The following is a 14,329-nucleotide window of genomic DNA, read 5'->3' on the forward strand; positions in this document are numbered from 1 at the left end:
TCATGGCGGATTATTTGGGTAAAAAAGTCGTCATTATCGGGTTGGGGCTGACAGGCCTCTCCTGTGTTGACTTTTTTATGGCACGAGGCGTGATCCCTCGTGTGATGGATACTCGTGCGGTGCCACCCGGCAGGGATAAACTGCCCGATGGTGTTGAGTGCCACAGTGGAAGCCTGAATACGGGTTGGTTGATGGATGCTGACTTGATTGTTGTAAGCCCAGGCGTTGCTTTGGCAACGGCGGAATTGCAGGCTGCGGCTAATGCAGGTATCGAAATTGTTGGTGATATCGAGTTGTTTTGCCGTGAAGCAACAGTCCCAATCGTCGCCATTACGGGCTCTAATGGTAAAAGTACCGTTACCAGTCTTGTTGGTGAAATGGCGAAAGCGGCTAATTGGCAGGTGGGTGTTGGCGGTAATATTGGCCTGCCTGCATTAGAATTGTTGAAGAAATCTTGTCAGCTTTATGTCTTAGAGCTCTCCAGTTTCCAGTTGGAAACCACATATAGCCTGAACGCAACAGCCGCCGCTGTGCTTAATGTGACTGAGGACCATATGGATCGCTACCCTCAGGGAGTATCTCAGTACCGGGCGGCTAAATTGAGGATTTATCATCAGGCGAAAAGATGCATTGTGAATGCTCAAGATCCCCTGACATTGCCTGAAACGGGGATGGACAATCGTTGTGTCAGCTTTGGTGTCGATTGTGGCGACTACCAGCTTGATAGTGAAAATGCCTGTTTGAAAGTTCACAACCAATCATTGTTGGCGACAAATGAAATTAAGCTGACTGGACGACATAACTACGTCAATGGATTGGTTGCATTGGCTTTAGCTGATGTGGTTGGTATTCCTCGTGAAGCCAGTTTGGCAACATTGACGGTTTATCCGGGGCTTAACCATCGTTTCCAACTTGTTCATCTGAACAACGGGGTACGTTGGATTAACGACTCTAAGGCGACCAATGTTGGTAGTACGGTAGCGGCGCTCGATGGTCTGAATCTAGAGGGCACGCTTTATTTACTGTTAGGTGGTGATGGTAAGTCGGCAGACTTTTCTCCGCTCAAACCTCTCCTTTGTGGGGATAAAATTCGGCTTTACTGCTTTGGTCGGGATGGGAAACGACTGACGCAGCTACGCCCGGAAATAGCGACTTTAACTGAAACTATGGAACAGGCGATACGTGATATTGCTCCGCGGCTGGTGGCGGGTGACATGGTGCTATTATCTCCTGCTTGTGCAAGCCTTGACCAGTTCCGTAATTTTGAACAGCGTGGTCATGAGTTTACTCGTTTGGCAGAGGAGTTGGGCTGATGTCTATTCCGGGATTCAGTAGATTAAAAGACTGGGTTGTTGGTGGACGTGAAACTGATGTCACCAATATGGTGCTGTATGATCGCACACTGGTTTGGCTGACGCTCGGATTGGGAATTATCGGCTTTGTTATGGTGACATCAGCATCGATGCCGGTTGGGCAGCGTCTTGCAGAAGATCCATTTCTGTTTGCTAAGCGCGATGCGATTTATCTCTTGCTGGCTTTCGGGTTGTCATTGATCACACTGCGTATCCCGATGGCTTTCTGGCAACGCTATAGCAATTTGATGCTGCTTATTTCCGTTATTTTGTTGTTGGTTGTCTTGGTGGTGGGAAATTCAGTAAATGGCGCGTCGCGTTGGATTGCCATTGGGCCTTTGAGAATTCAACCTGCTGAGTTATCGAAACTTTCTCTATTTTGCTATCTCGCCAGTTATTTGGTGCGCAAAGTAGAAGAAGTACGGAATAACTTTTGGGGTTTCTGTAAGCCAATGGGCGTGATGGTCGTGTTAGCGGTGTTACTTCTGGCTCAACCTGACTTGGGAACGGTGGTTGTACTGTTTGTAACAACGTTGGCGATGCTATTTCTTGCCGGGGCAAAGTTATGGCAGTTTCTCGCGATTATTGGTTCAGGGATATTCGCTGTGGTTTTGTTAATCATTGCTGAACCTTACCGTATACGCCGTGTAACTTCTTTTCTGGACCCTTGGGAAGATCCATATGGCAAAGGTTATCAATTAACGCAATCTTTGATGGCTTTTGGTCGTGGGGAATTTTTAGGACAAGGGCTAGGAAATTCAGTACAGAAACTGGAATACCTGCCGGAAGCGCATACTGACTTTATTTTCTCTGTTTTGGCAGAAGAATTAGGTTACGTAGGTGTGGTTTTGGTGTTGTTAATGATATTCTTCGTCGCTTTTCGCGCAATGACGATAGGTCGTCGCGCATTACAGATGGATCAGCGTTTTTCGGGTTTTCTGGCTTGTTCGGTAGGTATCTGGTTCAGTTTCCAGGCTCTGGTTAACGTTGGGGCCGCCGCAGGTATGTTACCGACTAAAGGTTTGACTTTACCTTTGATTAGTTACGGTGGTTCAAGTTTGCTGATTATGTCGACAGCTATCGTATTGCTATTAAGAATTGATTTTGAAACACGCTTGGCAAGAGCTCAGGCGTTTGTAAGGAGTCCCCGATGAGTGGCAAAACCCGGCGTTTGATGGTGATGGCAGGTGGAACCGGAGGACATGTCTTCCCAGGGCTAGCTGTAGCTCATCATTTGAAAGAACAGGGCTGGGACGTTCTCTGGTTGGGAACAGCGGATCGTATGGAAGCCGATTTAGTACCGAAACATGGCATTGACATTGAATTTATTCAGATTTCTGGTCTGCGAGGTAAAGGGATCAAAGCATTGTTAGCTGCCCCGGTCCGAATTTTCAAGGCGATCCGTCAGGCAAAGGCGATTATACGTCGCTATCAGCCAGATGTTGTGCTTGGCATGGGGGGATATGTTTCTGGTCCTGGCGGTATTGCTGCATGGATGTGCGGTATTCCGGTTGTGTTGCATGAACAGAATGGTATTGCCGGGCTGACAAACCGGTGGCTGGCTAAAATTGCTACGACTGTTTTACAAGCATTTCCCGGTGCATTTCCGAAAGCGCCCGTTGTTGGCAACCCTGTCCGCGAAGATGTGTTGGCGTTGCCTATACCTCAACAACGTTTGACAGGGCGTGAAGGTCCGATTCGGGTTCTGGTTGTTGGCGGTAGTCAGGGGGCGAGAATTCTTAACCAGACAATGCCTGAAATTGCTGCCCGTATGGGTGATAAAATTACTCTTTGGCATCAGACAGGCAAAGGGGCGAAAGAAAGTGTGCAGAATGCCTACAATAACTCAGTCAAATGCGAACATAAGATTACTGAATTTATTGACGATATGGCACAAGCTTATGCCTGGGCTGATGTGGTGATTTGTCGTTCTGGCGCGTTGACGGTTAGTGAAGTGTCTGCGGCGGGATTACCTGGGATTTTTGTGCCATTTCAGCATAAAGATCGTCAGCAATACTGGAATGCGTTACCTCTAGAAAAGGTTGGCGCAGCAAAAATACTGGAGCAACCACAATTTACGGTTGATGCAGTAATCGAATTATTAACTCAGTGGCAGCGGCCGCAATTGTTGGAAATGGCGGAAAAAGCCCGTTCAGCAGCAATTGTTGATGCAACTGAGCGAGTATCGGCGGCATTAATTGATGCGGCGAAAAAATGATTTAGACCGCCTTAAAAGGGGCGGTGAAGCAAACATACATAGTGAAGAAGAAAACGTGAATACACAGCAACTGGCGAAATTAAGAGCTTTCGTGCCTGAGATGAGAAAAGTTAGGCACATCCACTTTGTTGGCATTGGTGGTGCTGGCATGGGGGGGATCGCCGAAGTGTTGGCTAATGAAGGTTATCAGATTAGTGGATCTGATTTAGCGCCAAACCCGGTAACTCGGCAACTGACTAAGTTGGGCGCTCAGATTTATTTTAACCATCGTCCTGAAAATATATTGGATGCCAGTGTTGTTGTGGCTTCAAGCGCAATCCTGGCGGATAACCCGGAAATTGTTGCAGCTCGTGAGGCCCGAATTCCGGTTATTCGCAGAGCGGAGATGTTGGCAGAACTCATGCGCTACCGTCATGGTATTGCTATTGCCGGGACTCACGGTAAAACAACTACAACGGCGATGATTTCTAGCATCTATGCACAGGCTGGCTTAGATCCCACGTTTGTTAATGGGGGTTTAGTTAAAGCCGCAGGAACACATGCCCGTCTTGGCAGTAGCCGTTATTTAATTGCCGAGGCTGACGAAAGTGATGCTTCTTTCTTACATTTGCAGCCGATGGTGGCGGTCATTACGAATATCGAAGCAGACCATATGGATACCTATCATGGTGACTTTGAAAACCTGAAACAGACCTTTATTAACTTTTTGCACAACTTACCTTTTTATGGGCGTGCAGTTATGTGCATTGATGATCCGGTTGTCAAAGAGTTAATCCCTCGTGTGGGGCGCTATATCACAACGTATGGTTTTAGTGAAGAAGCCGATGTCCGTATTACCCATTATGAGCAAAAAGGCGCTCAGGGATATTTCACTGTCAGTCGTCAAGATATGGCGGATCTGAAAGTCGTATTGAATGCGCCAGGTCGCCATAATGCACTGAATGCGGCAGCGGCAGTGGCTGTTGCGACTGAAGAGGGAATTTCTGGCAGTGATATTTTGGCTGCGTTGGCAGGTTTTCAGGGAACTGGCCGCCGTTTTGATTTTTTGGGCAATTTTTCTCTAGAACATGTTAACGGCAAAGGTGGCAGTGCAATGTTGGTTGATGATTATGGTCATCATCCAACGGAAGTGGATGCAACGATTAAAGCCGCCCGTGCTGGCTGGACGGATAAACGTATTGTGATGATATTCCAACCTCATCGTTATACCCGAACCCGTGATTTGTACGATGACTTTGCCAATGTATTGAATCAGGTAGATGTATTGCTGATGTTGGACGTTTACTCTGCCGGTGAAGCGGTTATTCCAGGGGCGGATAGTCGTTCGTTGTGCCGTACTATCCGTAGCCGCGGTAAGTTAGATCCGATTTTGGTATCTGATCCGGCAAAGGTGAGCGCTGCATTGGCTCAGGTGCTGGATAGCAATGATTTAATTCTGGTTCAAGGGGCCGGCAATATAGGCAAAATAGCGCGTAATCTGGCTGAAACAAAATTACAGCCATCTTTGAATGAGGAAAAACACAATGGCTGAGAAAGTCGCGGTACTGTTGGGGGGAACTTCCGCTGAACGTGAAGTTTCGCTGTTATCGGGACATGCCGTGTTGGCTGGCTTGAGAGAAGCAGGTATTGATGCTCATCCAGTTGATACAAAAGATTTTCCTGTGACTCAACTTAAAGAGGCCGGATTTGAGAAAGTCTTTATCGCGCTTCATGGGCGCGGTGGGGAAGACGGTACTTTGCAAGGTGTATTGGAATTTTTGCAGCTACCCTATACCGGCAGTGGCGTGATGGCTTCTGCATTGTCAATGGACAAATTGCGCACAAAACAGTTATGGCAAGGGATTGGATTGACTGTTTCGCCATATGTTTCAATAAACTCTCAGCAATTTGAACGATTGACGGATTTTCAACTCCAAGAATATGTAGCAGATTTAGGTCTGCCATTAATTGTTAAACCAAGTCTGGAAGGTTCCAGTGTTGGTATGACTAAGGTTAATGAGATTTCAGAGTTGCGTGGCGCATTAGAGACAGCGTTTCGTTATGACGTTGATTTGCTGATAGAAAAATGGTTGTACGGCCCGGAATACACGGTAGCCATCCTTGGTGATACGGCTTTACCTTCTATTCGTATTCAACCCGCTGCTATTTTTTATGACTATGATGCAAAATATCTGTCTGAAGAAACACAGTATTTTTGTCCAAGTGGTTTAAGTGATGAAAAAGAGCGGCAATTGGTGGAACTGGCGCTTAAAGCTTATCAATCAGTAGGATGCAGTGGTTGGGGACGGGTAGATATCATGATGGATACTGATGGTGGTTTTTATTTGCTGGAAGTGAATACATCGCCAGGGATGACCAGCCACAGCTTGGTGCCGATGGCTGCGCGTCAGGCTGGATTAAGTTTTTCACAGTTGGTGGCAAAGATTTTGGAGTTGGCTGATTGATATGTCTCAAGCGGCCCTGAAAGTAAGGGGACGGGATAATGAAAATAGCAGTTCCCGTCCTAGTAACGGCTCTTACCTGGCAGGGCTTATCTTCTTCCTGATGGTAATTGGGACCATTATTTGGGGAGGTTGGGCCGTCCTTAATTGGATGAAAGATGCGAACAGATTGCCTATTTCAAAATTGGTAGTAACGGGGGAGCGTCACTACACTACCAACGATGATATCCGGCAGGCAATTTTGTCATTAGGGCAACCGGGAACTTTCATGACGCAGGATGTGAATATCATTCAGCAACAAATTGAACGGATGCCGTGGATAAGACAAGTCACTGTCCGTAAACAGTGGCCTGATGAACTGAGAATTCATCTGGTAGAATATGTCCCTTATGTGCGCTGGAATGATACGCAGATGCTGGACGCCGAAGGTCAGGTATTCAGCATTCCGGCTGAATGGGGAACTAAAGGGTATTTCCCGATGCTTTATGGTCCACAAGGCAGTGAAAAAGAAGTACTTGATGGTTACAGAGCTATGGCTAAACTTCTCGCTGCCAATAAATTGAAATTAAAAGTGGCGGCAATGACTGCGCGTCGTTCCTGGCAACTGACGCTGGATAATGGTATCCAGCTCAAGCTGGGAAGAATGGATACAACAGGCCGTATTAAACGTTTTATCGAGCTTTATCCGCTGTTACAGCAGAACACAGAGAAAAGGGTAGATTACGTGGATTTGCGTTATGACAGTGGTGCCGCGGTAGGTTGGGCGCCTTTACCAATTGGTGATCTTAATGCTCCGGCCAAAGGGCAATAAACAATTACTGGCAATAATTATATGAGGCAGGCAGAGCAACGATGATCAAATCGACGGACAGAAAATTAGTAGTTGGCCTAGAAATTGGCACAGCAAAGGTATCTGCCCTTGTTGGTGAAATTCTGCCCGATGGTATGGTTAATATTATCGGGGTGGGAAGCTGTCCATCCCGCGGTATGGATAAAGGCGGTGTAAACGACCTGGAGTCGGTTGTTAAATGTGTACAGCGGGCTATCGATCAGGCTGAATTGATGGCAGATTGTCAAATTTCCTCTGTTTATCTGGCATTATCTGGAAAACATATCAGTTGTCAGAATGAAATAGGAATGGTTCCTATTTCCGAAGAGGAAGTCACTCAGGAAGATGTAGACAATGTTGTTCATACTGCCAAATCAGTTCGTGTACGAGATGAATACCGAATACTGCATGTTATTCCACAAGAATATGCCATTGATTATCAGGAAGGTATTAAAAATCCGGTGGGACTTTCCGGTGTGCGTATGCAGGCGAAAGTTCACTTGATTACCTGTCATAATGATATGGCGAAAAATATTGCAAAAGCCGTTGAACGCTGTGGTTTGAAAGTCGACCAGCTTATTTTTTCCGGGTTGGCCGCCAGCTATGCTGTTTTGACCGAAGACGAGCGTGAATTGGGCGTTTGCGTGGTAGATATCGGCGGCGGGACGATGGATATTGCAGTGTATACCGGCGGAGCGCTGCGTCATACCAAAGTTATCCCTTATGCCGGCAACGTTGTCACCAGTGATATTGCTTATGCCTTTGGTACGCCGCCAAGCGATGCAGAAACGATAAAGGTACGCCACGGTTGTGCACTAGGTTCGTTAGTCAGCAAAGATGAAAGTGTGGAAGTGCCAAGTGTTGGGGGACGCCCACCACGTAGCTTACAACGTCAGACGTTGGCTGAGGTCATTGAGCCGCGTTACATCGAATTACTGAATTTAGTGAATGATGAAATCTTGCGATTGCAGGAACAGTTACGCCAGCAAGGGGTTAAACACCATCTGGCGGCGGGTATTGTCTTGACTGGCGGTGGCGCCCAGATTGATGGCTTGGCTGAATGTGCTCAGCGTGTATTCCACGCTCAGGTGCGTATTGGTCAACCTCTTAATATTACTGGTCTGACGGACTATGCGCAGCAACCCTATTATTCAACAGCAGTGGGGTTGCTGCATTACGGGAAAGCCTCTCATCTTAATGGTGATGCGGATATTGAAAAACATGCTTCAGTGAGTCGCTGGTTTAAGAGAGTCAGTAGCTGGCTGAAAAAAGAGTTTTAATTTTATACAGAGGCTGCGTTTCTTTAGCCTCGATATAAAGGCACAAAGCGGAGAGAAACATATGTTTGAACCAATAGAATTAACCAATGACGCGGTGATTAAGGTCATCGGCGTCGGCGGTGGCGGCGGTAACGCTGTTGAGCACATGGTGCGTGAACGCATCGAAGGTGTTGAATTCTTTGCAGTAAATACGGATGCTCAGGCATTGCGTAAAACGGCTGTCGGCCAGACTATCCAGATTGGTAATGGTATTACTAAAGGTTTGGGGGCTGGGGCAAACCCGGAAGTTGGTCGCACTGCTGCTCAAGAAGATCGGGATGCATTGCGCACTGCGCTTGATGGCGCGGATATGGTATTTATCGCTGCCGGTATGGGTGGCGGTACCGGTACTGGCGCAGCGCCTGTGGTAGCTGAAATTGCAAAAGAGCTTGGGATTTTGACCGTTGCGGTGGTGACTAAGCCTTTCAATTTCGAAGGTAAGAAACGCATGGCGTTTGCCGAACAAGGGATCACTGAATTGTCTAAGCATGTCGATTCATTGATTACTATCCCTAACGACAAACTGTTGAAAGTGCTTGGTCGTGGCATTTCACTACTGGATGCTTTCGGCGCAGCTAATGACGTTTTGAAAGGCGCGGTTCAGGGTATCGCTGAATTGATCACGCGTCCAGGTCTGATGAATGTTGACTTTGCTGACGTGCGTACTGTGATGTCCGAAATGGGCTACGCCATGATGGGTTCTGGTATCGCACAGGGTGAAGATCGCGCAGAAGAAGCCGCTGAGATGGCGATTTCCAGTCCACTGCTGGAAGATATCGACTTGTCAGGCGCTCGCGGTGTTCTGGTTAACATTACTGCTGGCTTTGATCTGCGTTTGGATGAGTTCGAAACAGTGGGTAACACGATCCGTGCATTTGCATCTGATAATGCAACTGTCGTGATCGGTACCTCTCTGGACCCAGACATGAACGATGAATTGCGTGTGACTGTGGTTGCCACCGGTATTGGTATGGATAAACGTCCTGAAATTACGTTGATTACCAATAAGTCTTCTCAGTCAAGTGTAATGGAACACCGTCATCAGCAAATGTCTGGCGGTATGTCTTCATTGTCTGAAGAAAATAAACCAGCGGCAAAAGTGGTGAATGACCAAAGCGTACAAACTAGCAAGGAGCCCGATTATTTGGATATTCCTGCATTTTTGCGTAAACAGGCCGATTAATAGCTAAAAAATTGGATTCTCCGCTTTTTGTGCTAAACTTGCCCGCCAACCATAGTGTATAGTGGTTGGCAGGATGGATAACATTGCGAGATAAAACGATGATCAAACAAAGGACACTTAAACGTATTGTTCAGTCGACTGGCGTCGGTTTGCATACCGGTAAAAAAGTCACGCTAACAATGCGCCCAGCACCGGCTAATACCGGGGTCATCTATCGCCGCACTGACTTGAATCCACCGGTTGATTTTCCGGCAGATGCAAAATCCGTGCGTGATACTATGCTCTGTACTTGCCTGGTAAATGAGCATGACGTGCGAATCTCAACGGTTGAGCACCTGAATGCAGCACTTGCGGGGTTAGGGATCGATAATATTATTATCGACGTTGATGCGCCAGAAATTCCTATTATGGATGGTAGTGCCAGCCCGTTTGTTTTCCTGCTGCTGGATGCGGGCATTGAAGAGCTGAACGTAGCGAAAAAATTCCTGCGTATTAAGGAAACTGTACGTGTGGAGGAGGGTGATAAGTGGGCAGAGATGACACCTTATAATGGTTTCAGTCTGGATTTCACTATCGATTTCAATCATCCTGCGATTGATTCAAGCTCTCAACGTTACTGTCTGGATTTCTCGGCAGAAGCGTTTGTTCGTCAAATCAGTCGTGCACGTACATTTGGCTTTATGCGTGATATTGAATACTTACAATCTAAAGGCTTATGTTTAGGCGGCAGCTTTGATTGTGCGATTGTTGTTGATGACTATCGTGTACTTAATGAAGATGGCTTGCGTTTTGAAGACGAATTTGTCCGTCATAAAATGCTGGATGCAATTGGTGATTTGTTCATGTGTGGCTATAACATTATTGGCGCATTTACTGCGTTCAAATCAGGTCATGCGTTGAACAATAAACTGTTGCAGGCAGTTCTGGCGCAAGAAAGTGCATGGGAACTGATCACTTTCGAAGATGAAGCTGAAATGCCATTGGCTTTTCGTGCTCCATCAACTGTAATGGCATAACTCTCTAGTGTGCTGAGAATAATTCAATGATATATCAGTGGGTTATGTTATCAGTGATTTTGTTCTCGCTGATGTTTTTTACTCAGCGTTAGCGCTTATTTTTTAGCTGTGCTGGCACTCTCTCCGGCCAGTGCAGCTAATCGCTCTAATCTTTCCTTCAACTTTTTTGGGCTGCGGTTTGCCAGCACGATTAATTCTTTCGCACTCTCTTGACTTAACTGACGCATCGGTAATGTTTTGTGATCATCGCTCATCGTTTTTGCGAAGCTTTGCGCACTATTGTCACGCTTAATCATAAGTGATGGGTTAATCCTGATGTCGATAGATGACAATGATGGTAGAATTCCGCTTCTTAGTGTAGAGAGCAGTGTTGGCAGCTCGTAACGTAATCTGGTCATCCAACTGGCGTTTCCTGCTTCCAGTACCAGAATTTGTTTGCGATAATTAGCGACCCGGCACCACGGATGTAATTGTGCGGGAAGCAAGCTGATAACGGCACGGTTAAGTTTTAACAAAGCGACGGCTCGTTGCTGGATAACATGAAGCGGGCTTTTCTCAACGGCAGCGGCGTCTTCAAAAAGAACATCTAATGATTGTGGGCGGCTATCGCGCATAATAACAGTAGCTCCGGTATGATGAAGGATTAATGGGTATTCTAAATCTTTGGCGACAATTTGGCAGACGTTATTTCTGGTCACATCTGTTATTAGGAGTGGTTGCGGCAAGTATTGGCGTTCCTACCATTTTAGCGGGTGTTGCCGATAATATTTCACAAGCTAATACCTCTTCTAGCCAGAATTGGCAGAATCAGGCTTTATCAGCTTTTGATAATCTATTCTCATTGCAGAATGTTCAACATCAGCCTGCCAATGGCGTTAATTACTGGCAACAACATGCTGTACGCAATGTTATCAGGCAGCTTTCTTTTGTTTTTTCTGTTTCCCAACCTATGAACGATGAAACAACAAAACAAAGTATCCGGTTAAGTTCTTCCAGTATTCAACAGCTCGTATTAGAAACCCTGAATGCACTATTAACTCAGGAACCTAGGCCACCGGAACCCGTTTCAGATATACCGTTCCTGAATGTTTCATCACAATCTTCTTATACTCCGACGTTTTGGATTGCTAAAGCCCAAGGTATCCGTGCAGGTCCTACTGCCTATCTCTGAATCTTCGTTTTTTTACAAATTCCGAAATAAATAACTATTTGCTGGCCGCGAGATAACGGCCTTATCTGAGATGTAATTAACTATGCTGATTAAATTATTAACAAAGGTTTTTGGTAGTCGTAATGACCGTACACTGCGTCGTATGCGTAAAATTGTTGATGTGATCAACCGCATGGAGCCAGAGTTTGAAAAATTGTCTGATGACGAATTGAAGGGAAAAACAGCCGAATTTCGTGCCCGTTTAGAAAAGGGGGAATCGCTGGAAAGTTTGTTGCCTGAAGCATTTGCAACAGTACGTGAAGCGAGTAAGCGCGTGTTTGCTATGCGTCATTTCGACGTTCAGTTGCTGGGGGGGATGGTTCTGAATGAACGCTGTATTGCAGAGATGCGTACTGGTGAAGGTAAAACACTGACAGCGACTTTACCTGCTTATTTGAATGCATTAACCGGGCGTGGTGTTCACGTAGTCACAGTGAATGATTATCTGGCACAGCGTGACGCTGAAAATAACCGCCCACTGTTTGAGTTTCTAGGATTGAGTGTTGGTATTAACCTGCCAGGTATGCCGGCCCCCGTTAAACGCCAGGCATATGCGGCGGATATTACCTATGGTACTAACAACGAATATGGCTTTGACTATCTTCGTGACAACATGGCATTTAGCCCGGAAGAGCGTGTTCAGCGCAAACTACATTATGCGCTAGTGGATGAAGTTGACTCCATTCTGATTGATGAAGCGCGGACGCCATTGATTATCTCTGGCCCCGCTGAAGATAGTTCTGAACTTTATATTAAAGTCAATAAGTTGATCCCTAAATTGATTCGTCAGGAAAAAGAGGATTCAGAGACGTTCCAGGGAGAAGGGCATTTTTCTGTCGACGAAAAGTCCCGTCAGGTTAACTTGACGGAACGTGGTTTGGTTTTGATTGAACAATTACTGTCGGAAGCCAAATTGATGGAAGAAGGTGAATCTCTATATTCACCAACCAATATCATGTTGATGCACCATGTTACGGCTGCGTTGCGTGCTCATGCGCTGTTTACCCGCGATGTTGACTATATTGTGAAAGATGGTGAAGTCATTATTGTTGATGAGCATACTGGCCGTACCATGCAGGGGCGCCGCTGGTCTGATGGATTGCATCAGGCTGTTGAAGCTAAAGAAGGTGTAGAAATTCAGAATGAGAACCAAACTCTGGCTTCTATCACCTTCCAAAACTACTTCCGGTTGTATGAAAAACTGGCGGGTATGACTGGTACAGCCGATACAGAAGCATTTGAGTTTAGCTCTATTTATAAGCTTGATACCATTGTAGTGCCGACAAACCGTCCAATGATCCGTAATGATTTGCCGGATCTGGTTTATATGACCGAAGCTGAAAAAATTGAAGCTATCATTGAAGATATCCGTGAACGTACTGGTAAAGGGCAGCCTGTATTGGTGGGGACTATTTCTATTGAAAAATCTGAACTGGTTTCCCATGAACTGACTAAAGCGGGTATTGAGCACAACGTACTTAACGCTAAATTCCATGCAATGGAAGCAGATATTATTGCTCAGGCTGGTCAAGTGAGCGCGGTAACTATTGCGACTAACATGGCTGGTCGTGGTACGGATATCATGCTAGGCGGTAGTTGGCAGGCAGAAATTGCTAAACTGACCGAGCCAACAGAAACTCAGATTGAAGAGATTAAAGCCGCATGGCAGGAACGTCATGATAGGGTTCTGGCCGCAGGTGGTTTGCATATTATTGGTACGGAACGTCATGAATCTCGTCGTATTGATAATCAGTTACGTGGGCGTTCCGGTCGTCAAGGGGATGCGGGATCGTCCCGTTTCTATTTATCAATGGAAGACTCATTGATGCGTATCTTTGCCTCTGATCGTGTCACTGGCATGATGCGTAAATTGGGTATGAAACCGGGTGAGGCGATTGAACACCCGTGGGTGACTAAAGCCATTGCCAATGCTCAACGTAAAGTAGAAAGTCGTAACTTCGATATACGTAAGCAATTGCTAGAGTACGATGATGTTGCTAACGATCAACGCCGTGCTATTTATGCTCAGCGTAACGATTTGCTGGATGTGAGTGATGTTAGTGAAACCATTGGTAGCATTCGTGAAGATGTATTTAAAGCAACTATTGATGCTTATATCCCTCCTCAATCTCTGGAAGAGATGTGGGATGTGGAAGGTTTGCAGCAACGTTTAATGACTGATTTCGATTTGGAGCTGCCGATCAAAGAGTGGTTGGATAAAGAGCCTGAACTACATGAAGAGACGTTGCGTGAGCGTATCCTTGAACAGGCTATTGAAGTCTATAAACGTAAAGAAGAGATTGTTGGCATCGAAATGATGCGTAACTTCGAAAAAGGTATCATGTTGCAGACTTTGGATATGTTGTGGAAAGAGCATCTGGCAGCAATGGATTACCTACGTCAGGGTATCCATCTACGTGGTTATGCTCAGAAAGATCCAAAACAGGAATATAAACGTGAATCTTTCGCTATGTTTGCAAGCATGTTGGAATCGCTGAAATATGAAGTGATTAGTACATTGAGCAAAGTTCAAGTGAGATTGCCGGAAGAAGTCGAGGCATTGGAACAACAGCGCCGGGCGGAAGCTGAACGCTTGGCAAGGCAACAGCAATTAAGCCACGAAGTTGAAAAAGGCGCATTGATGTCTACAACAGAAGCTCAAATTGCCAGTGGCGCTCGTAAAGTAGGCCGTAATGATCCTTGTCCTTGTGGATCGGGTAAAAAATATAAACATTGCCACGGGCGCTTGCAGTGATGATGA

12 protein-coding genes are annotated in these 14,329 nt (G+C 46.0%); 11 read left to right on the forward strand and 1 reads right to left on the reverse strand.

Going from position 1 to position 14,329, the window contains the following annotated elements; genetic code table 11:
* Positions 1-2 precede the first annotated feature (2 nt).
* From murD to lpxC, 9 genes are all read left to right on the forward strand, one after another.
* Positions 3-1,313 (forward strand): UDP-N-acetylmuramoyl-L-alanine--D-glutamate ligase, encoded by a 1,311-nt coding sequence (gene murD / locus EAE90_RS00920; protein ID WP_214051859.1) that lies wholly within the window; start codon positions 3-5, stop codon positions 1,311-1,313.
* On the forward strand, positions 1,313-2,506 hold the full coding sequence (gene ftsW, locus EAE90_RS00925) for a cell division protein FtsW (RefSeq protein ID WP_214051860.1): 1,194 nt from the start codon (positions 1,313-1,315) through the stop codon (positions 2,504-2,506). Before murD ends, ftsW begins: the two co-directional genes overlap by 1 nt.
* Positions 2,503-3,570: an undecaprenyldiphospho-muramoylpentapeptide beta-N-acetylglucosaminyltransferase gene (murG, locus tag EAE90_RS00930; protein WP_214051861.1), complete on the forward strand. Its 1,068-nt coding sequence runs from the start codon at positions 2,503-2,505 to the stop codon at positions 3,568-3,570. Before ftsW ends, murG begins: the two co-directional genes overlap by 4 nt.
* Positions 3,571-3,625: 55 nt before the next feature.
* A complete protein-coding gene (gene murC / locus EAE90_RS00935; protein ID WP_214052030.1) occupies positions 3,626-5,101 on the forward strand; it encodes a UDP-N-acetylmuramate--L-alanine ligase in 1,476 nt (491 codons plus the stop codon).
* Positions 5,094-6,014, forward strand: a complete 921-nt coding sequence (locus EAE90_RS00940; RefSeq protein WP_214051862.1) for a D-alanine--D-alanine ligase — start codon at positions 5,094-5,096, stop codon at positions 6,012-6,014. Before murC ends, EAE90_RS00940 begins: the two co-directional genes overlap by 8 nt.
* Before the next feature lies 1 nt (position 6,015).
* Positions 6,016-6,822: a cell division protein FtsQ gene (gene ftsQ, locus EAE90_RS00945; RefSeq protein ID WP_214051863.1), complete on the forward strand. Its 807-nt coding sequence runs from the start codon at positions 6,016-6,018 to the stop codon at positions 6,820-6,822.
* Between the two features lie 41 nt (positions 6,823-6,863).
* On the forward strand, positions 6,864-8,120 hold the full coding sequence (gene ftsA, locus EAE90_RS00950) for a cell division protein FtsA (RefSeq protein WP_036777496.1): 1,257 nt from the start codon (positions 6,864-6,866) through the stop codon (positions 8,118-8,120).
* A 61-nt stretch (positions 8,121-8,181) separates the two neighbouring features.
* Positions 8,182-9,342: a cell division protein FtsZ gene (gene ftsZ / locus EAE90_RS00955; protein ID WP_214051864.1), complete on the forward strand. Its 1,161-nt coding sequence runs from the start codon at positions 8,182-8,184 to the stop codon at positions 9,340-9,342.
* A gap of 98 nt (positions 9,343-9,440) precedes the next feature.
* A complete protein-coding gene (gene lpxC, locus EAE90_RS00960) occupies positions 9,441-10,358 on the forward strand; it encodes a UDP-3-O-acyl-N-acetylglucosamine deacetylase (RefSeq protein ID WP_214051865.1) in 918 nt (305 codons plus the stop codon).
* Positions 10,359-10,453: 95 nt separating this feature from the next.
* On the opposite strand, the gene EAE90_RS00965 is transcribed toward lpxC, so the two are convergent.
* Positions 10,454-10,972, reverse strand: coding sequence for a DUF721 domain-containing protein (locus EAE90_RS00965; RefSeq protein ID WP_214051866.1), 519 nt, complete (start codon positions 10,970-10,972; stop codon positions 10,454-10,456).
* Positions 10,973-11,004: 32 nt separating this feature from the next.
* Here EAE90_RS00965 and secM point away from each other — a divergent pair, with 32 nt between their 5' ends.
* Entirely contained in the window at positions 11,005-11,529 is a 525-nt protein-coding gene (gene secM / locus EAE90_RS00970) for a secA translation cis-regulator SecM (RefSeq protein WP_214051867.1), read from the forward strand.
* An 82-nt stretch (positions 11,530-11,611) separates the two neighbouring features.
* Positions 11,612-14,323, forward strand: a complete 2,712-nt coding sequence (secA, locus tag EAE90_RS00975) for a preprotein translocase subunit SecA (RefSeq protein WP_214051868.1) — start codon at positions 11,612-11,614, stop codon at positions 14,321-14,323.
* Positions 14,324-14,329: the final 6 nt, after the last annotated feature.

The sequence above is a fragment of the Photorhabdus caribbeanensis genome (assembly GCF_018448885.1).
Taxonomy (GTDB): Bacteria; Pseudomonadota; Gammaproteobacteria; order Enterobacterales; family Enterobacteriaceae; genus Photorhabdus; species Photorhabdus caribbeanensis.